General features: G+C 53.1%; 21 protein-coding genes. 9 read left to right on the forward strand and 12 right to left on the reverse strand.

Annotated features, from left to right (window positions below; translation table 11 throughout):
• Nucleotides 1-2 precede the first annotated feature (2 nt).
• Nucleotides 3-1,073 (reverse strand): 3-deoxy-7-phosphoheptulonate synthase AroF, encoded by a 1,071-nt coding sequence (aroF, locus tag AC1MKH_RS18765; RefSeq protein ID WP_015963366.1) that lies wholly within the window; start codon nucleotides 1,071-1,073, stop codon nucleotides 3-5.
• Between the two features lie 436 nt (nucleotides 1,074-1,509).
• On the opposite strand from aroF, the gene yfiR reads away from it, so the two are divergent.
• The 3 genes from yfiR to AC1MKH_RS18780 are packed head-to-tail and all read left to right on the forward strand — an operon-like array spanning nucleotide 1,510 to nucleotide 3,791.
• Nucleotides 1,510-2,079: a regulatory sequestration protein YfiR gene (yfiR, locus tag AC1MKH_RS18770; protein WP_276223336.1), complete on the forward strand. Its 570-nt coding sequence runs from the start codon at nucleotides 1,510-1,512 to the stop codon at nucleotides 2,077-2,079.
• Nucleotides 2,072-3,292, forward strand: coding sequence for a diguanylate cyclase DgcN/YfiN (gene dgcN / locus AC1MKH_RS18775; RefSeq protein WP_276223335.1), 1,221 nt, complete (start codon nucleotides 2,072-2,074; stop codon nucleotides 3,290-3,292). The genes yfiR and dgcN overlap by 8 nt, the downstream gene beginning before the upstream one ends.
• A gap of 16 nt (nucleotides 3,293-3,308) precedes the next feature.
• A complete protein-coding gene (locus AC1MKH_RS18780) occupies nucleotides 3,309-3,791 on the forward strand; it encodes an OmpA family protein (protein ID WP_276223334.1) in 483 nt (160 codons plus the stop codon).
• A 3-nt stretch (nucleotides 3,792-3,794) separates the two neighbouring features.
• Here AC1MKH_RS18780 and AC1MKH_RS18785 read toward each other — a convergent pair whose 3' ends face one another.
• From AC1MKH_RS18785 to ffh, 7 genes are all read right to left on the reverse strand, one after another.
• Nucleotides 3,795-5,165: a PepSY-associated TM helix domain-containing protein gene (locus AC1MKH_RS18785; RefSeq protein ID WP_276223333.1), complete on the reverse strand. Its 1,371-nt coding sequence runs from the start codon at nucleotides 5,163-5,165 to the stop codon at nucleotides 3,795-3,797.
• Nucleotides 5,166-5,221: 56 nt separating this feature from the next.
• Nucleotides 5,222-5,620: a DUF2946 domain-containing protein gene (locus AC1MKH_RS18790; protein ID WP_276223332.1), complete on the reverse strand. Its 399-nt coding sequence runs from the start codon at nucleotides 5,618-5,620 to the stop codon at nucleotides 5,222-5,224.
• 132 nt (nucleotides 5,621-5,752) lie between these two features.
• Nucleotides 5,753-6,100: a 50S ribosomal protein L19 gene (gene rplS, locus AC1MKH_RS18795; RefSeq protein WP_002914145.1), complete on the reverse strand. Its 348-nt coding sequence runs from the start codon at nucleotides 6,098-6,100 to the stop codon at nucleotides 5,753-5,755.
• A 44-nt stretch (nucleotides 6,101-6,144) separates the two neighbouring features.
• Entirely contained in the window at nucleotides 6,145-6,912 is a 768-nt protein-coding gene (gene trmD, locus AC1MKH_RS18800) for a tRNA (guanosine(37)-N1)-methyltransferase TrmD (protein ID WP_276223331.1), read from the reverse strand.
• Nucleotides 6,913-6,942: 30 nt separating this feature from the next.
• Entirely contained in the window at nucleotides 6,943-7,491 is a 549-nt protein-coding gene (rimM, locus tag AC1MKH_RS18805) for a ribosome maturation factor RimM (protein ID WP_015963359.1), read from the reverse strand.
• Between the two features lie 18 nt (nucleotides 7,492-7,509).
• Nucleotides 7,510-7,758 carry a 30S ribosomal protein S16 gene (gene rpsP / locus AC1MKH_RS18810; protein ID WP_276223330.1) on the reverse strand — a complete coding sequence of 83 codons (249 nt, stop codon included), beginning with the start codon at nucleotides 7,756-7,758 and terminating at the stop codon, nucleotides 7,510-7,512.
• Between the two features lie 115 nt (nucleotides 7,759-7,873).
• Complete coding sequence (ffh, locus tag AC1MKH_RS18815; RefSeq protein ID WP_276223329.1) at nucleotides 7,874-9,235, reverse strand: signal recognition particle protein; 1,362 nt, start codon at nucleotides 9,233-9,235, stop codon at nucleotides 7,874-7,876.
• 214 nt (nucleotides 9,236-9,449) lie between these two features.
• On the opposite strand from ffh, the gene AC1MKH_RS18820 reads away from it, so the two are divergent.
• Complete coding sequence (locus tag AC1MKH_RS18820) at nucleotides 9,450-10,241, forward strand: cytochrome C assembly family protein (protein WP_276223328.1); 792 nt, start codon at nucleotides 9,450-9,452, stop codon at nucleotides 10,239-10,241.
• A 20-nt stretch (nucleotides 10,242-10,261) separates the two neighbouring features.
• Nucleotides 10,262-11,548 carry an HlyC/CorC family transporter gene (locus tag AC1MKH_RS18825; RefSeq protein WP_231826471.1) on the forward strand — a complete coding sequence of 429 codons (1,287 nt, stop codon included), beginning with the start codon at nucleotides 10,262-10,264 and terminating at the stop codon, nucleotides 11,546-11,548.
• Between the two features lie 30 nt (nucleotides 11,549-11,578).
• Here the strand turns inward: AC1MKH_RS18825 and AC1MKH_RS18830 are convergent, their stop codons facing one another.
• Together AC1MKH_RS18830 and grpE are read right to left on the reverse strand one after the other, a co-directional pair.
• Entirely contained in the window at nucleotides 11,579-13,294 is a 1,716-nt protein-coding gene (locus AC1MKH_RS18830; RefSeq protein ID WP_276223326.1) for a sensor domain-containing diguanylate cyclase, read from the reverse strand.
• A 187-nt stretch (nucleotides 13,295-13,481) separates the two neighbouring features.
• Nucleotides 13,482-14,075, reverse strand: coding sequence for a nucleotide exchange factor GrpE (grpE, locus tag AC1MKH_RS18835; RefSeq protein WP_276223324.1), 594 nt, complete (start codon nucleotides 14,073-14,075; stop codon nucleotides 13,482-13,484).
• Nucleotides 14,076-14,198: 123 nt separating this feature from the next.
• On the opposite strand from grpE, the gene nadK reads away from it, so the two are divergent.
• The 3 genes from nadK to bamE all read left to right on the forward strand — a co-directional run bounded on the left by nadK (nucleotide 14,199) and on the right by bamE (nucleotide 17,315).
• Nucleotides 14,199-15,077: an NAD(+) kinase gene (nadK, locus tag AC1MKH_RS18840; RefSeq protein WP_015963352.1), complete on the forward strand. Its 879-nt coding sequence runs from the start codon at nucleotides 14,199-14,201 to the stop codon at nucleotides 15,075-15,077.
• A gap of 85 nt (nucleotides 15,078-15,162) precedes the next feature.
• A complete protein-coding gene (gene recN, locus AC1MKH_RS18845) occupies nucleotides 15,163-16,824 on the forward strand; it encodes a DNA repair protein RecN (RefSeq protein ID WP_276223322.1) in 1,662 nt (553 codons plus the stop codon).
• Nucleotides 16,825-16,973: 149 nt separating this feature from the next.
• A complete protein-coding gene (bamE, locus tag AC1MKH_RS18850) occupies nucleotides 16,974-17,315 on the forward strand; it encodes an outer membrane protein assembly factor BamE (protein ID WP_015963350.1) in 342 nt (113 codons plus the stop codon).
• Between the two features lie 63 nt (nucleotides 17,316-17,378).
• Here bamE and AC1MKH_RS18855 read toward each other — a convergent pair whose 3' ends face one another.
• On the reverse strand, nucleotides 17,379-17,672 hold the full coding sequence (locus tag AC1MKH_RS18855) for an RnfH family protein (RefSeq protein WP_276223319.1): 294 nt from the start codon (nucleotides 17,670-17,672) through the stop codon (nucleotides 17,379-17,381).
• On the reverse strand, nucleotides 17,662-18,099 hold the full coding sequence (locus tag AC1MKH_RS18860) for a type II toxin-antitoxin system RatA family toxin (protein ID WP_015963348.1): 438 nt from the start codon (nucleotides 18,097-18,099) through the stop codon (nucleotides 17,662-17,664). The genes AC1MKH_RS18855 and AC1MKH_RS18860 overlap by 11 nt, the downstream gene beginning before the upstream one ends.
• Nucleotides 18,100-18,248: 149 nt before the next feature.
• Here AC1MKH_RS18860 and smpB point away from each other — a divergent pair, with 149 nt between their 5' ends.
• Entirely contained in the window at nucleotides 18,249-18,731 is a 483-nt protein-coding gene (gene smpB, locus AC1MKH_RS18865) for an SsrA-binding protein SmpB (protein WP_015963347.1), read from the forward strand.
• The last annotated feature ends 559 nt before the right edge of the window (nucleotides 18,732-19,290 follow it).

Raw genomic sequence — 19,290 nt, forward strand, 5'->3', positions numbered from 1 at the left:
TCTTACGCCAGTCGTGCTGCCAGATGGCCACGTAAATCCTTGTCTAACTCACGCAGCAGCGCATCGGTGGTTTCCCAACTGATGCAGGCATCGGTCACCGAAACGCCGTACTTCATATCGCAGCGCGGTTGTTCAGAAGACTGATTGCCTTCGTGAATGTTACTTTCAATCATCAGGCCGATAATCGAACGGTTACCGTCTTTGATCTGAGCGACAACGGATTCCGCCACCGCAGGCTGACGGCGGTAGTCTTTATTGGAATTACCATGGCTGCAATCTACCATCAGCGACGGTTTCAGTCCCGCCTGTTCCATCTCTTTTTCGCACTGGGCAACATCTTCTGGCCCGTAGTTTGGTGATTTACCGCCGCGCAGAATCACATGACCATCCGGGTTACCCTGCGTTTGCAGTAAGCAAACCTGGCCGGCCTGGTTGATACCCACAAAACGGTGCGGCATGGCAGCCGCGCGCATGGCGTTGATCGCGGTTGCCAGCGAGCCATCAGTACCGTTTTTAAAGCCTACCGGCATAGAAAGACCAGAAGCCATTTCGCGGTGGGTTTGTGATTCGGTGGTACGCGCACCGATTGCAGACCAGCTAAACAGATCGCCCAGGTATTGCGGGCTGTTAGGGTCCAGCGCTTCCGTTGCCAGCGGCAGGCCCATGTTGACCAGTTCCACCAACAGACGACGCGCAATTTTCAGGCCGCCTTCCACGTCAAACGAACCGTCCATGTGCGGGTCGTTGATCAGACCTTTCCAGCCAACGGTCGTACGTGGTTTTTCAAAATAGACGCGCATCACCAGGTAGAGGCTATCGCTGACCTCCTCGGCAAGGCTTTTAAATCGACGAGCATATTCGATGGCCGTTTCAGGGCAGTGAATCGAGCACGGGCCACAGACAACCAGCAGACGAGGATCGCGCCCGGCGATGATGTCAGAGATGGTTTTGCGTGACTGCGCGATTTGCGCTTCCTGTTCAACACTCAGCGGGAATTCCGCTTTCAGTTGTTCTGGGGTGATCAGAATTTGTTCATCGGTAATATGTACGTTATTCAGCGCGTCTTTTTGCATGGTGGCTTACCTGTATAGCTCGTTTGCGATAGTGGTTTCCTCGGTGAGGTGAAATAACAATATCATAAAAAGTAAAGATTTCAATCCAAATTCCGTAAATATTACTTTACACATGACTATTTCAGGCAAATTTCACCACCTCAAACAGTAAACATATCGTTACAACCAACAAACTTTGATGTTAACCCTCTGATAACCGCGCTCGTGGCGATAACTGGTTCACCCGCTTGCCCGGTCTCCTTAACATCGCTGAAATTGCAAACTGAGTGCCTGTAAAATCAATTAACTAAGAGATATCCTTACTTTTAATATATTTATTTCTAAGCATGTGATCGCCACCAAATCATTCAGCTGAGATTTAACTTAACTAATACGTAATCCATTTCATGATCTAATGACGGGTCGGGCGAAAAATGATAGTCTGCACTGAGAAATTATGGACGCAGAAATCAAAGCTTTACGGCGGATTCCGATGAGCAACCCGTTCTTAAAACTTTCATACCCGCTTTTGCTGGTATTGATATTTTTTTCTCTTAGCAGACCTCTTCTTGCCGCTGCGCTAACTGATATGGATAAATCGGTACGTTCAATGGTTTCCGGTATTATCAGCTACACCCGCTGGCCGCAGCCTGTGCAGCCGACAACGCTCTGCATTTTTAGCACCGCACGTTATCGCGATGCGCTGAGCACAGCTGAAGGGCCGCCCGTTACCTATAACCCGGTAATGGTGCATTCCAGCCAGGATGTTCTTAACGCTGGCTGTGCTGCTATCTATTTTGGCTCGGAATCACCTGAACAACAGGTGGAATTACAAAATATGCTTAACGCGAGGCCAACATTATTAATTTCCGAACAAAACGCCGAATGTCGTATTGGCAGTTCCTTCTGTCTGCTATTCAATACCGATAAAGTGACATTCGCTGTAAACCTCGATTCCCTTTCTCGTAGCGGTATCAGGGTCAATCCGGATGTTTTGATGCTCGCACGGAATAAGAATCATGAATAAGGACTATTCAACCCCACCGCGCCCAACGTTTAAGCGCACGCTCCGGCGTATTAGCGTCACCAGCGTATTTATTACCATGACGCTGATTTGGCTACTATTGTGCGGCGCATCCATTGTGACGCTGAAGCAGTACGCGCAGAAAAATCTTGAGCTGACCGGTTCGACCATGAGCCATAGTCTGGAAGCAGCACTGGTCTTTAAGGACAATACCGCCGCCAATGAAACACTGGCGATGCTGGGCAAGCAGGGTCATTTCGCCACCGCAGAAGTGGTGAGCACCGGCAATAAGCGCTTTGCGTACTGGCACTACAATGCGTCTGCCGAGCGGGACACGCTGAACAGATTAGTCAGCCAATGGTTATTTCCTTTACCTGTCACGCAGCCCATCACTTACAACGGTCAGACCATTGGTGAGTTACGCTTAACGGCCCGCGACAGTTTGATCAGCCACTTTATCTGGCTATCACTTGGCGTTCTGACCGCCTGTATCGTCTTCGCATCAGCGGTCGCCTTACTGATTACCCGCCATCTGCACGAAGGCGTGGTCACCGCCCTGCAAAGCATTACCGATGTGGTACATGATGTGCGCACGAATCGTAACTTCTCTCGCCGCGTCAGCGCCGAACGCATTGATGAATTCCACCGTTTCGCCCTCGATTTCAACAGCCTGCTGGACGAAATGGAGGAGTGGCAGCTCAAGCTGCAGGCCAAAAATGCCCAACTTCTGCGCACCGCGCTGCACGATGCGCTGACGAGCCTGCCCAACCGTGCGGCTTTTCGAACCCGCATTGCCTCGCTGATGAGTAATCCGCAGATGAAAGCCAGCTCGGCGCTACTGTTCCTCGACGGCGACAACTTTAAACGCATCAATGATACCTGGGGCCACGCCGCAGGCGATTGCGTGTTGATCGACGCGGCGAAGCGGTTGATGGAGTTCAGCGGGAATCGTCATGCGGCGTATCGTCTGGGCGGCGATGAGTTTGCGGTTATTTTATCGGGCGTGAACAGCGAAGATGAAGTCCAGCGGATCTGCGCCGCGCTGTCGCAGCAGTTCATTCGCCCCTTTGATTTACGCAATGGGCATTATGTGCCGCTGTCACTGAGCGTCGGCTATGCCTTAACGTGGGAACATAATTCCGTCGAAGATTTACAGGAACTTGCCGATAAGAACATGTATGTCATGAAAAATCAGCGTTCCAAAAACTCATTATGAGAAGCAAGGAAAGAGAATGTTAAAGCGTTACATCGCCGCCGCGTTGCTATCGACCACTCTGCTGGCAGGCTGCCAGGCCCCGCAGGGGAAATTTACGCCAGAGCAGGTTGCCGCCATGAAATCATACGGTTTTAGCGAAGCCAATGGTGACTGGTCACTCGGCCTCTCTGATACCATTCTGTTCGACAAAAATGATTTCCGCCTGCGTGCAGATAGCCAGCAGCAAATCCACACCATGGCCGCACGCCTGGCATCAACCGGGATCACGCATTTGCGTATGGACGGACACACGGATAACTACGGGGAAGCGAGCTATAACGAAGCTCTTTCCCTGAAACGCGCCAACGCCGTCGCCGACAGCTGGGCTGAAGGCGCGCGCATCCCGCGCAGCAATCTGACCACTCAGGGTCTGGGGCAGAAATACCCGGTTGCCAGCAATAAAACCTCGCAAGGGCGCGCCGAAAACCGCCGCGTCGCGGTGGTGATCAGCGCCCCTTAAGGCTTATTGTACTGGCTGCGTTTGCGTCGCTCCCTGATGACTCCGCCAGCGCAGCCAGTCAATGACCACAAACAGCAACAAACTGACGCCCATCACCGGTAGTGCGAACCCAAACAGGACAGCAATCCCCAACGTCATAAGGCGACCGGCCCAGGATAACGCCAGCCAGCTCTGAGACAAGGTCTGAAGCGGATCTGCTACTGCCTGCGCCGGGCGCTTGATCCACCACAGTCGATATCCCATCACGATCGCTACGCACAGTGCCAGCCCGAAAGCGATCAACAGCAGCTGGTTAGGCAAACCCAATAAAATCCCCATATGGAAATCGACACCCCAGCGGGTCAGCTTCGCCATCAGTGGGAAATCAGCAAAACGCGTGCGGTCGAGGATCGCAAGCGATGTGCCATCTACCGCAACGGCATCCACCTGGGTCGGCCAGCGACGGTCTATTTCCGTTACCGTCCAGGCGCGGTCCTCACTGCGCGGCGGGCGAATCTCCAGCAGAGACGCATCAATACCCGCTCGCTGTGCCGCAGCCAGTACGGAATCAAACTTTTCTCCGGCGATAACCGGCGGTGACATGCCAGGCATGGCTGCCATATGGCCTTTATGTTCCGCATGCGGGTCTGCCATTTCCATTTTGCCGTGCAGCTGCGTGTTCACCTGCGGCGTCATCCAGCCGAATGCCGCGCGCATCTTATCGACGTTGCCGCCCGCCCACTGCGACCAGGTCAGCCCGGTTGCGGAGAAGAGCAGCATCCCCGCCAGCAGTAGCCAGCCAAGCGTGACGTGCACACGACGCGTGTTCTGGAAGCGGTTATTAACACGGCGTTTTGGTCGGGTAACGGCCCACAGCGCAATACCGCCCAGCGCCGCCACCCACATCCATGATGCCGCCAGCTCGCTGTAGAGTCGCCCCACATCGCCCAACAGTAATGAACGGTGGGCGTAATCAATCCACTGACGCAGCGGCAATATACCGCTGGTGCCGTAGACGGTCATATCGCCCGTGACGGCCAGCGTCACCGGGTCGATAAAAATCGCCCGGTTTTCAGACTCGCCGAGCGAAGGATCGGCGAACATCACGCGGGTGGTTTCCCCGGCAGTCAACGCCGGACGAACCGCATGCAGACGAAGTTCACCACCGGAGGCCCGCTGCGCAACCGCGATTTGATCGGCAAGCGGAAGGCGCTCGGAGCTCATCGTGCCGTGCAGCGCGTGCTGGTAGAGCCTATTTTCCAGCTGTGGCGTGGCGACATACAGCGTGCCGGTTAACGCCGCCACGAAGATAAACGGCCCAACAAACAGGCCAATAAAAAAATGCAGGCGACGAAGCAGGTGTACCCATGCCGCCCGTGAGGTGCAGGTTGTCATACTTTTCCTTAATGCAGACGAAAAGAGTCGTGGCGCATGACGCCATTTATTATGTTTTAACGAGGAAAAGCAGACAGACGCGGCGGCGCGCGAGTATCAGGGAAAAGCCAGGGGAAATAGTGCCAGTGTTTAACCGCAGGCCGCGCCAGCCTGACACGGCAGCGCAGCAGCAACCCGCACAGCAGGATGACCAGCGCCAGAATCAGCCCCGGTACGTGCGCCATTAAAACGCAGTAGCCGCAGGCCTCGGCATGGTCAACTGGCATACTCTGCGAAGAGGAGTGATGCTCTGCATCCATACCCATTGCATGATGCATACCGGGCATCGCGCTCATCGGATCTTTTTGCAGCGACACGGAGACGAGCGGTGCCACGATAATCAGCGCAATAGCAAACAGCGCGAACCAGGCCGCGTGCCGTTTTAGCGCTATACCATGAAACCGATTGCTGCTCACAATACCCTCCGATAAGGAGCGGATATTGTAAATGAATTATCTCAAAACAGTTAACACGAAGTGCCCAGCGCGAAAAAAAAGGGCCAGCCTTTCGGCCAGCCCTTTTCTAACAGGATGTCGCTTACGCGAATCTTAGTTAAGACGCTCTTTGATACGAGCAGACTTACCAGTACGTTCACGCAGGTAGTACAGTTTAGCTTTACGCACAGCACCACGACGTTTAACAGCAATGCTGTCAACAACCGGAGAGTGAGTCTGGAAGACACGCTCAACGCCTTCGCCGTTGGAAATTTTGCGAACAGTGAATGCAGAGTGCAGACCGCGGTTACGAATAGCGATAACCACGCCCTCGAATGCCTGCAGACGTTTTTTGGAACCTTCAACAACCCATACTTTCACTTCCACGGTATCACCCGGACGGAAGGAAGGTACGTCCTGCTTCATCTGTTCTTGTTCAAGTTGCTTAATAATGTTGCTCATAATTTAATCTCTTATCCTGGGTAAACTGATATATCGGGCGCGTATTACGCTTGCCCATCATGTTTATGTTGCTGTTGTGCGTGCTCCTTTTGGAACTCCGCCAGCAACCTTGCTTGCTCTTCAGTCAGAGCCAGGTTTTCCAGAAGTTCAGGTCTTCTAAGCCAGGAGCGGCCCAGCGACTGTTTCAAACGCCAGCGACGTATCTCGGCATGGTTCCCCGACAGCAATACCGGCGGTACTTCCATTCCTTCTAACACTTCAGGACGCGTATAGTGGGGGCAATCCAGCAACCCGTCAGCAAAGGAATCTTCCGTTGCCGATGCTTCGTGACCCAGTACACCCGGAATAAACCGGGAAACGGAGTCAATCAGCGTCATTGCCGGTAACTCACCACCGCTGAGAACGTAATCGCCGATTGACCATTCTTCATCAATTTCGGTCTGAATCACGCGCTCATCAATACCTTCGTAGCGACCACACACCAGAATCAGTTTCTGATTCGTTGCCAGTTCGCTGACGCCTGCTTGATCAAGCTTGCGTCCCTGAGGTGACAGATAAATCACCTTTGCGCCTTCACCTGCCGCGGCTTTTGCTGCATTGATGGCATCCCGTAAGGGTTGCACCATCATTAACATCCCCGGTCCGCCGCCGTAAGGACGATCGTCCACGGTACGGTGCCGGTCATGCGTGAAGTCACGAGGACTCCAGCTCTGGATGTTCAGCAGGCCATTTTTTACTGCCCGGCCAGTTACCCCGTAATTGGTAATTGCGCGGAACATTTCAGGAAACAGGCTAATTATGCCAATCCACATAGCGCCGTCTTTTACCGTTTATCCGGTGGTTTAAAAACCAGGATCCCAATCTACTTCGATTGAACGAGTAGCGAGATCGACTTTCTTGATAACCTGCCCATCGAGGAACGGAACCAACCGCTCCTTGATACCAAATGCATCTTTCAGGTTTGCCTTAATGACGAGAACGTCATTCGAACCGGTTTCCATCATATCGATGACTTTACCGAGATCGTAACCTTCGGTTGTGACTACCTGGCAGCCCATCAGGTCTTTCCAGTAGTAATCACCCTCTTCCAGTTTTGGCAACTGCGATGAATCTACGATAATTTCGCAATTAGTCAGCAGATTCGCAGTATCACGATCATCAACGCCTTTCAGCTTAATGATGATGTCCTGATTGTGGTGGCGCCAGCTTTCCAGCTCAACAACCTGCCACTGACCCGCCTTCTGGATTAACCAGGGCTGATAGTCAAAAATGCTTTCGGCGTCTTCGGTGGAGGAAAACACTCTGAGCCAACCACGGATACCGTAGGAAGAACCCATTTTGCCCAATACGATGGGATCAACAGGTGCCTGTGCGGTGAGTTGCTTGCTCATCATGACCACCGTGACAGATTAAGCTGCTTTTTTAGCTTCTTTGATCAGCGCAGATACGCGATCAGAGATAGTTGCGCCCTGGCCAACCCAGTGTGCGATGCGATCCAGATCCAGGCGAGTGCCTTCTTCTTTTTCGCTAGCCAGCGGGTTGAAGAAACCAACGCGCTCGATGAAGCGACCGTTACGTGCATTACGGCTGTCAGTAACAACAACCTGGTAGAACGGACGCTTTTTAGCGCCGTGACGAGCTAAACGAATAGTTACCATAACATCCTCTTGTGTGAATAGAACAACCGGGCCCCATCGAGGGAAGGGGCCCGGTGTCATATTAAAAGCCCGAAAATTTTACTCATTTTCGTATAAATTGCAATCTTTAAAGCAATTATCGGCCTGGGAAACCTGGGGGCATCATGCCTTTCATGCCGCGCATCATCTTCGCCATGCCGCCTTTCTTCATTTTCTTCATCATGCGCTGCATGTCGTCGAACTGTTTCAGAAGGCGGTTGACGTCCTGAACCTGCATGCCGCAACCGGCAGCAATACGGCGTTTGCGGGAACCTTTAATGATTTCCGGCTTCGCGCGCTCTTTCAGGGTCATGGAGTTGATGATGGCTTCCATACGCACCAGCACTTTGTCATCCATCTGTGCTTTTACGTTGTCAGGAATTTGGCCCATGCCCGGCAGTTTGCCCATCAGGCTGGCCATGCCGCCCATATTTTTCATCTGGCGCAGCTGCTCCAGGAAATCGGTCAGGTCGAAGCCGTCGCCTTTTTTCAGCTTGGAGGCCAGTTTCTCAGCCTGCGCACGGTCAACCTTGCTTTCGATATCTTCGATAAGCGACAGCACATCGCCCATGCCGAGGATACGGGAAGCGATACGATCCGGGTGGAACGGCTCCAGCGCTTCGGTTTTTTCGCCAACGCCGAGGAATTTAATCGGTTTACCGGTGATGTGACGAATAGAGAGCGCCGCACCGCCACGGGCGTCACCGTCGACTTTGGTCAGCACCACGCCGGTCAGCGGCAGCGCTTCGTTGAAGGCTTTCGCGGTATTCGCCGCATCCTGGCCGGTCATGGCGTCAACAACAAACAGGGTTTCAACCGGATTAATCGCGGCATGCACCTGTTTAATTTCGTCCATCATCGCTTCGTCTACGTGCAAACGACCGGCGGTATCCACCAGCAGCACGTCGTAGAATTTCAGCTTCGCTTCTTTCAGCGCGCCGTTAACGATGTCGATAGGTTTCTGGCCTACGTCAGACGGGAAGAAATCGACTTCAACCTGTTCGGCCAGAGTTTCAAGCTGTTTGATCGCCGCAGGGCGATAAACGTCGGCAGACACCACCAACACTTTCTTCTTGTGCTTTTCGCGCAGGAATTTACCCAGCTTGGCGACACTGGTAGTTTTACCCGCACCCTGCAAGCCCGCCATCAGCACCACGGCTGGCGGCTGTGCGGCCAGGTTCAGCGTCTGGTTCTCTTCGCCCATCGCCGAAACCAGCTCGTTACGGACAATTTTGACGAACTCCTGACCCGGAGTCAGGCTTTTGTTCACTTCATGACCAACCGCTTTCTCTTTTACGCGGTTGATAAACTCACGCACCACCGGCAACGCGACGTCGGCTTCCAGCAGCGCCATGCGCACTTCGCGCAGCGTCTCTTTAACGTTGTCTTCGGTGAGGCGGCCACGGCCACTGATATTACGCAGCGTCTGTGACAAACGATCGGTTAAATTATCAAACATTGTCTCTCGCCTAAGGTGGAAACGGTTGGTCGCTGTGCGACACAAAATTAGAAATTTGCCGGAGTATAACACGACAGCGCCCGAGTTGTGATGCCGCGGTTTACCTCAAAGCGCCCGATGTTTTGCCCAACGCCCTGCGCCTTGATACAACTCGAATGATTTTGCGTATATACTGCCCTTCTGACACTCTATTTGACGATTGCCGACACACTCTATGCCCGTTTTTGCCCTGCTCGCGCTTGTCGCCTACTCCATCAGCCTGGCGCTGATCATCCCCGGTTTGCTGCAAAAAAACAGCGGCTGGCGGCGTATGGCTATTCTTTCTGCCGTTATCGCGCTGATCTGCCACGCTTTCGCGCTGGAAGCCCGCATTCTGCCCGGCGGCGAGAATGGTCAAAATCTGAGCCTGCTCAACGTCGGTTCTCTGGTCAGTCTGATGATTTGTACGGTGATGACGATTGTCGCCTCACGCAATCGCGGCTGGCTACTGTTGCCGATTGTTTACGCCTTTGCGTTAATTAATCTGGCCTTTGCGACGTTTGTCCCGAATGAATTCATCACGCATCTGGAAGCCACGCCGGGGATGATGGTGCATATCGGCCTGTCGCTGTTCGCCTATGCGACACTGATTATCGCCGCGCTCTACGCACTTCAACTTGCGTGGATTGACTACCAGCTGAAAAACAAAAAGCTAGCCTTCAGCCACGAAATGCCACCGCTGATGAGCATTGAACGTAAAATGTTCCATATCACGCAGGTGGGCGTGGTGTTGCTTACGCTTACCCTGTGCACCGGCCTGTTTTACATGCATAACCTCTTCAGCATGGAGAACATCGACAAAGCCGTGCTCTCTATCGTGGCCTGGTTTGTCTACATCGTGCTGCTGTGGGGTCACTATCATGAAGGATGGCGTGGACGCCGCGTCGTGTGGTTTAACGTCGCGGGCGCGGGCATTCTGACCATGGCGTATTTCGGTAGCCGGGTCATTCAACAGCTTGTCGGCTAGACACAACTAAGGAACACCTTTTGGAACATATCTCCACCACCACACTGATCGTCACACTGATCATTATGGTGGTCATCTCCGCCTATTTCTCCGGTTCGGAGACAGGCATGATGACGCTCAACCGCTATCGTCTGCGTCATCTTGCCAAACAAGGCAATCGCCAGGCGAAGCGCGTGGAAAAACTGCTGCGTAAGCCAGATCGCTTAATTAGCCTGGTCCTGATTGGCAATAACCTGGTCAACATTCTGGCCTCCGCGCTGGGCACTATCGTCGGGATGCGTCTATACGGCGATGCGGGCGTGGCGATTGCCACCGGTATCCTGACGTTCGTGGTGCTGGTATTTGCCGAGGTCTTGCCGAAAACCATCGCCGCGCTCTACCCGGAAAAAGTGGCCTACCCCAGCAGTTTCCTGCTCGCCCCATTACAAATTCTGATGATGCCGCTGGTGTGGCTGCTTAATATGATCACCCGCCTGCTGATGCGCATGATGGGGATAAAAACTGACATTGTGATGAGCAGTTCTTTGAGCAAAGATGAACTGCGCACGCTGGTGAATGAATCGCGCTCGCAAATCTCGCGCCGCAATCAGGACATGCTGCTGTCGGTGCTGGATCTCGAAAAAGTGAGCGTCGATGACATTATGGTGCCGCGCAATGAAATCGTCGGCATCGACATCAACGATGACTGGAAGTCGATTGTTCGTCAGCTCACCCACTCTCCGCACGGGCGCATCGTGCTGTACCGCGACTCGCTGGACGATGCCATCAGCATGCTGCGCGTACGTGAAGCCTGGCGCTTAATGCAGGAGAAAAAGGAGTTCACCAAAGAGGTGATGCTGCGCGCCGCCGATGAAATTTACTATGTGCCGGAAGGCACGCCGCTCAGCGTTCAACTGGTAAAATTCCAGCGTAATAAAAAGAAAGTCGGCCTGGTGGTCGATGAATATGGCGATATTCAGGGGCTGGTGACGGTCGAAGATATTCTCGAAGAGATTGTCGGCGACTTCACAACGTCGATGTCACCGACTCTGGCGGAAGAAGTCACACCGCAGAATGACGGCTCGGTCATCATTGAAGGCAGTGCCAACGTCCGTGAACTCAACAAAGCATTCAACTGGCATATGCCGGAAGACGAAGCGCGCACTATTAACGGCATGATCCTCGAAGCGCTGGAAGAGATCCCGGCGGCAGGCACCCGCGTGCGTATTGGCCTGTACGATATCGATATTCTTGATGTACAGGACAACATGATTAAGCAGGTCAAAGTGGTACCGGTGAAACCGTTACGCGAAAGCGTGCAGTCCTGATCATCCCCAAACGGCCCCTCGGGGCCGTTGTTATATCCACTTCTCCAGCCACGCTTCCAGCTGTGCTGCCGTTTTAGGTCGCGCAAAGAAATAGCCCTGCGCTTCATCGCACGCATAGTCACTGATAATCCGCGCGGTGGATTCATCCTCCACCCCTTCCGCCAGCACCCGATAACCCAGCTCTTTCAGCATGCGAATAACGTTACGCACAATGACGCGTCGCGAAGGCTCTTTGAGCAGATCGTCAATCAGTGATTTATCCAGCTTGATCGTATCAAGCGGAATACGCAGCAGATAATTCAGGTTGCTGTAACCCGCGCCAAAATCGTCCAGCGAGACCGAGAAGCCGTTCTGGCGCAACAAGCGTAGCTCTTCCAGTACCTGGGAGCTCGCCAACAGTTTCTCCGTCTCCAGACATTCCACGCCCAGCATGCCGTTATCCAGCCCGGCCAGCGCCATTTTATCGTGCAGCCGCAGCGTGAAGTTATCCCGCTTGAGATCTAACACACTAATGTTAATCGACGCGGGTAAGGCAATCCCTTTCGGCCTCCACTCCGCCAACTGCATAATAGCGTGATCTATCACCCAATCGGTGAGCTCAACCATCAGGCTGGTATTCTCAATCAGCGGCAAAAAGCTTCCGGGTGGGATGATTCCGCGCTCCGGATGATTCCAGCGAATCAGTGCTTCAAGCGCCACCGGCTGCCCGGCTGGCAGCGATACCTTCGGTTGCCAGACCAGATAGAGCCCGCGATCTTTACGAATGGCTTCGGTCAGGTCGTTGAGCAGATAAAAATCTTCGTTACGACGGCAATCATCGTCCTGATTGTAAATCCCCCAGCGCAGCCGGTTATGCCGGGCTTCATACAGCGCGCTCTCAGCCTGACGCAGAATTTCATGTCCGGAGCAGATAGGCAATGTAATCGCCGTTTCGCCGACGTAGATCTTCAAATCAATGGTGACGGCATCAGAAAGATGCGCCTGCAGGGCCATTAGCTGCTGCTCACGGCGCTGGCGGTCAGGCGGTGTCAGGGGTTTTGAATAGAGCGCAAAGCGCCCTGCGCTCAGCATATACAGCTTTTCGCATCGCGAAAGTTGCAACACCCGCAGCAGCGCCTGGCTAATATCTCTCACCAGCGTGTTCAGCCGACTGGTGCCCATCACCCGGGCGATATCGTCAGATTGCGTCACGCCAATACACTCAATCACCATCAGCGAGTTGCCGGGGCACTCTTCCGCAAACGATTCATCCTGCAAGTCATTGATCAACTGATGCATATTTGGCAGGCCGCTATTGAGATCGGTCAACGCCACATCCAGCCATGACTCAATAAAGCTGGAAACCAGTTCTGCAATGAAGGTCAGCGAGGCCAGCTCGTCGCAGGTTAAATCACGTGGAACCGTATCAACCACGCAATAGGTGCCCATTGTGCAGCCGTTTTTAAAGGTCAGCGGCATACCCGCGTAAAAGCGCAACCCAGGGTCGCCCACCACCATCGGGTGCTCACAAAAACGTGCATCCTGCAACGTATCGGGCACAATGACCGGCTTTTGGGTATCGACCACATACTGGCAAAACGTGAACTGTCGTGGCTTCGGTGCCATCGAAATCTGATGCGATACGATCACATTGCGCGTCTTGTCATCCAGCACAGAAATGTAACCCGCTGGCATATGGAAAAGTGATGTGGTGAGTTGCAAGAAATGACGAAGAACATCGTCGCGCGTTTTATCCTGACGTACCAAAACCCCCACCTCATCGGGAGGAAGCGCTCGGGTCTTTACATCCGACTCCAGCATAAATGTCCCTCTTCATGTGAGCCTGTGAAGAGGCAGTATAAAACGCCAGCAACGGCGGACAAATATCAGGCCTAAGCCATCTAAAACAAAAAGCCCTCACGAGGAGGGCTTCTGGAACAGGGCGACTGTGCGGTTACGCTTTCGCTTTCGCAACGGAAACCATCGCGGCGCGAATGGTGCGGCCATTCAGCGTGTAGCCTTTCTGCATCACCATCAGTACGTTACCTGCTGCGACGTCATCAGACTCCACCATCGCAATCGCCTGGTGTACGTTCGGGTCCATCGGCACGTCGATCGCGTCAACAACCTGAACGCCGAATTTACCCACCACATCAAGCATGGATTTACGGGTCAGTTCGATACCTTCGATCATCGCCGCCATATCGGTGTTGTCTTTGTTCGCCACTTCCAGCGCGCGGTCGAGGCTATCCAGCACCGGCAGCAGTTCGTTGACGAATTTTTCCAGCGCAAATTTGTGCGCCTTTTCGACGTCGAGTTCAGTACGGCGACGCAGGTTTTCCATTTCCGCTTTGATACGCAACACACCGTCACGCTCACGCGTCTGGGATTCAGCTAACTGAGCTTCCAGATTCGCAATTTTTTCATCGCGCGGATCCACCTGCTCAGCAGACGCGTCAGACTCTACAGCTTCAACGTCATCATGCTGTTCCGTGATAATTTCTTCCGGGGCTTGCCCCTCAGGCGTTTTCTGTTCTTTACTGCTCATGAATTTCTCCGCGTTTTTTTTCGCAATCATCTCGCTAACTTGGCTTATTATGGGGATAAGATTCCGCGTTTCAAGGGAAGCTCTCACATTGTCATCAATCTTCGGCACAAGGACCTTCAGAAAATGAACAATCATTTCAAGTGTATCGGTATCGTAGGGCATCCTCGCCATCCGACCGCGCTGACCACACATGAAATGCTCTATCGCTGGCTGAGCACCAAAGGCTACGAAGTGATTGTTGAACGCCAGATTGCTAAAGAGCTGAAACTGGAGAACGTGCAAACCGGCACGCTGGCAGAAATTGGCCAGAAGGCCTGTCTCGCGGTGGTGGTGGGCGGCGATGGCAATATGCTGGGCGCGGCGCGCACCCTTGCACGCTACGATATTAAAGTGATCGGTATTAACCGTGGCAACCTCGGTTTCCTGACCGACCTCGACCCGGACAACGCCCATCAACAATTAGCCGACGTGCTGGAAGGCAATTACATCACCGAGAAGCGTTTCCTGCTGGAGGCGCAGGTCTGTCAGCAGGATTGCCAGAAGCGCATCAGCACCGCCATTAATGAGGTGGTTCTGCATCCGGGTAAAGTGGCGCATATGATTGAGTTCGAGGTGTATATTGATGAAACCTTCGCCTTCTCGCAGCGCTCCGATGGCCTGATTATCTCGACGCCAACCGGTTCTACCGCCTACTCCCTTTCGGCAGGCGGTCCAATTCTGACGCCATCGCTGGATGCCATCACCCTGGTGCCCATGTTCCCGCACACGCTCTCGGCGCGTCCGCTGGTGATTAACAGCAGCAGCACCATTCGGCTGCGTTTCTCGCATCGCCGCAATGACCTGGAGATCAGCTGTGACAGCCAGATTGCCCTGCCGATTCAGGAAGGGGAAGATGTATTAATTCGTCGCAGCGATTATCACCTGAATCTCATTCATCCGAAAGATTACAGCTATTTCAACACATTAAGCACCAAGCTGGGCTGGTCAAAAAAATTGTTCTAAATTTGCCAACAGCACTTTACTGTATAAAAAACCAGTTTATACTGTATGAAAACACAGTTATGGTTTTTCATACAGGAAAGCAGCTATGTTGGCACAACTGACCATCAGCAACTTCGCAATCGTTCGTGAACTTGAAATCGACTTTAACGGCGGTATGACGGCCATCACCGGTGAAACCGGGGCCGGTAAATCTATTGCTATTGATGCCCTCGGTCTGTGCCTGGGTGGCCGCGCGGAAGGCGACATGGTGCGCGCAGGTGCCAGCCGTGCCGATCTCTGCGCTCGCTTTGCCCTGAAAGACACGCCCGCCGCGCTGCGCTGGCTTGAAGAAAACCAGCTTGAAGATGGCCGCGAATGCCTGCTACGCCGCGTTATCAGCAGCGACGGGCGCTCACGCGGCTTTATCAATGGCACCGCCGTGCCGCTGTCGCAGCTTCGCGAACTGGGCCAGTTGCTGATTCAAATCCATGGCCAGCATGCGCACCAGCTTCTGGTCAAACCCGAACATCAGAAAACTCTGCTCGACGGCTATACGGGCGAATCCGCCCTCACCCGCCAGATGGCCGACCATTACCATCTGTGGCATCAAAGCTGCCGCGATTTAGCGCAGCATCAGCAGCAAAGCCAGGAACGCGCCGCGCGCGCCGAGCTGCTGCAATATCAGCTTAAAGAGCTTATCGAATTCAACCCGCAGCCGGGCGAATACGAGCAAATCGACGAAGAGTACAAGCGTCTGGCGAATAGCGGGCAACTGCTCTCCACCAGCCAGCATGCACTGGCGCTGCTGGCTGACGGTGAAGATGCCAACCTGCTAAGCCAGCTCTACACCGCAAAACAGCTCACCACGGAGCTGGTCGGCATGGACAACAAACTCGCAAGCGTGCTCGATATGCTGGAAGAAGCCTCCATCCAGCTAAGCGAAGCCAGCGATGAGCTGCGTCACTACTGTGACCGTCTCGATCTCGACCCGAATCGCCTCTATGAACTGGAGCAACGCCTGTCGCGGCAAATCGCGCTGGCGCGTAAACACCATATTTCGCCAGAAGCGCTGCCCGACTTCTACCAGTCGCTGCTCGATGAACAGCAGCAACTCGACGATCAAAGCGACTCGCTGGAAACCCTGAAACACGCGGTATCACGCCATCACGAACTGGCGCTGGAAACCGCGCGTCAGCTTCATACTTTGCGCCTCAACAGCGCACAGGAACTGGCGGGGCTTATTACCGACAGCATGCATGCGCTCTCTATGCCGCACGGCATCTTTACTATCGACGTCAGCTTTGAAGAACAGCACCTCACGGCAGACGGCGCGGACCGCATTGAATTTCGCGTCACCACCAACCCTGGCCAGCCGCTTCAGCCTATTGCTAAAGTGGCCTCTGGCGGTGAGCTGTCGCGTATCGCATTAGCCATTCAGGTGATCACCGCGCGTAAAATGGAAACCCCGGCGCTCATCTTCGATGAAGTGGATGTGGGGATCAGCGGCCCGACCGCCGCCGTTGTCGGGCGCTTGCTGCGCCAGCTTGGCGAATCAACGCAGGTCATGTGTGTGACTCACCTGCCGCAGGTGGCCGGTTGTGGCCATCACCACTTCTTTGTCAGCAAAGAAACCGACGGCGAAATGACCGAAACGCACATGCAGGTGCTTGATAAACGCGCGCGTTTGCAGGAGCTGGCACGCCTGCTTGGCGGCAGCGAAGTCACGCGAAACACGCTGGCAAACGCGAAAGAGTTGCTGGCAGCGTAAACTTTTTCGCATCCCAGGAGTCTGAGTTCACAATAAAAACGCCGTGTGACCTGACAGCAAAAGGTTTTAAACTGACGTCAGGTCTATTATCATCGGCATATTACATATGAGCCGCGTACTGCTCGGGCCCGAAAAGGAATGAAATCACTATGCGCTGTAAAACGCTGACTGCTGCCGCAGCGGTTCTTCTGATGTTGACCGCAGGCTGTTCCACTCTGGAGCGAGTGGTTTACCGTCCTGACATCAATCAGGGAAACTATCTGGCACCTAACGATATTTCAAAAATCCGCATCGGCATGACCCAACAACAGGTCGCCTATGCATTAGGTACCCCGATGATGTCCGATCCGTTCGGCACCAATACCTGGTTCTACGTGTTCCGCCAGCAGCCGGGTCATGAAAAAGTGACGCAGCAGACGCTGACGCTCACCTTCAACAGCAGCGGTGTGCTGACCAACATCGATAACAAACCTGCGCTGACCGGCGAGTAAGTTCAGGCAATAAAAAAGCGCTCAGTGAGCGCTTTTTTTGTTTCTGGCGGCTGAAGAGTGGCATCAGTCTTTCCCGGCTGACTTCTCCGCTCGCTGGCGACGCAGTTCTTTCGGGTCGGCAATCAGTGGGCGATAAATCTCAACCCGGTCGCCATCCTGCACCACGTCCTGCAATTTCACCGGACGGCTATAGATCCCCAGCTTATTTTTAGTGAGATCGATATCGTCACGCAACGTCAGAATGCCGCTGGCCAGAATCGCCTGCTCGACGGTGGCGCCCTCTTCCAGCGCCACACGTTGCAAATACTGTTTTTGCGGCAGCGCGTAGGCCACTTCAACCACAATCTTACCCGGCACTGTAAACCTCTCTGGCGCGCATCGTGAATGCCTGAACCATGTTCAGCGCCAGCTCTTTGAAGATGCGCCCAAAGGCCATCTCAATCAGCTTATTGGTAAATTCAAAATCAAGATGGAACTCGATTTTACAGGCATCCTGACTGAGGGGGATAAACTTCCAGCCACCAATCAGTTTCTTAAATGGCCCATCTACCAGCTGCATCAAAATGCTCTGGTTGCTGGTGAGGATATTCCGCGTCGTGAACGTCTTGCTGATACCGGCCTTCGACACGTCCACCGCCGCCGTCATTTGCGTCGGGCCCGACTCCAGCACGCGACTTCCGGTGCAGCCAGGTAAGAAATCAGGATAAGCATTAACGTCGTTGACGAGGGTATACATTTGCTCCGCGCTATAGGGCACCAGCGCAGTACGGCTAATCTGAGGCATAGCAATTTCCATGTTCGAACACGGGCTAAATAGTATCATTTATCTACGGTTAAAAAAAACGTTCCGCGGCAACTCGTGCTAAGATAGCGCATTGCGCCTCGCGGGAGCTTGAGGCAGATGTGTACGAACTGCGATGACTTCAGGATATTATGACTAAGAAAAAAGCACACAAACCTGGATCGGCCACCATTGCGCTGAACAAACGCGCCCGCCACGATTACTTTATCGAAGAAGAGTACGAAGCGGGCCTCGCGCTGCAGGGCTGGGAAGTAAAATCCCTGCGAGCCGGTAAAGCCAACATTGGCGATAGCTACGTGATCCTGAAAGATGGCGAAGCCTACCTCTTTGGCGCAAACTTCACGCCGCTGACGGTCGCGTCATCCCACTACGTTTGCGATCCAACGCGTACCCGTAAACTGTTACTGAATCAGCGTGAACTGGATACCCTTATCGGCCAGATCAACCGCGACGGCTATACGGTCGTTGCTCTGTCGCTGTACTGGAAGAATGCCTGGTGCAAAGTCAAAATCGGCGTGGCAAAAGGTAAGCAGCAACACGATAAGCGTAACGATGTGAAAGATCGCGAGTGGAAGCTGGATAAAGCGCGCATTATGAAAAACGCCGGGCGCTAAAAACGTTATGCACCCGTATCCTGAAAAGGTGCGGGTGTTCATCAAAACTTTTCCTGCCAATGTTACCTTCCTGAATCACAACAGTTAATTCCCCATCCCAAAGAATATATTCTTCACCGCAACTTCTCAGTTCTGATTAACTCATAACTTAATTTCATAATATATTTTTTATCGTCAAACCCTCTTCCTGTGAATAAAAAATAATTCCACTCATGCATCAATTACGCGTGCGATCACGGATATATCATATTTTCTATTCATGATTTTCATCAAATTAATAATGAAAAAGTCCTGGAATATGAATTCAGACATTTCCTAAAACCCGCTTTTTGTCGTTTTTTTTGCACCAGTTTCCGGTGACTTACCTAAAATCATTAACAGTCACTCTGCGACAGAGAAAATATAAAAACATACAAATTCATGGTGTTAAAAAATGGTGCATCTGCATTTCATGCTAAAAACCACACGAACAAAAGCGCTATTAACCCTTCATAAAATGCTGGTTTAACTGATAGTTAGCAAGCTTGCGGTTTATCGCTCGTTTGCGATTTATCTTATA

It is taken from the genome of Pseudocitrobacter sp. CD920760 (assembly GCF_057782505.1).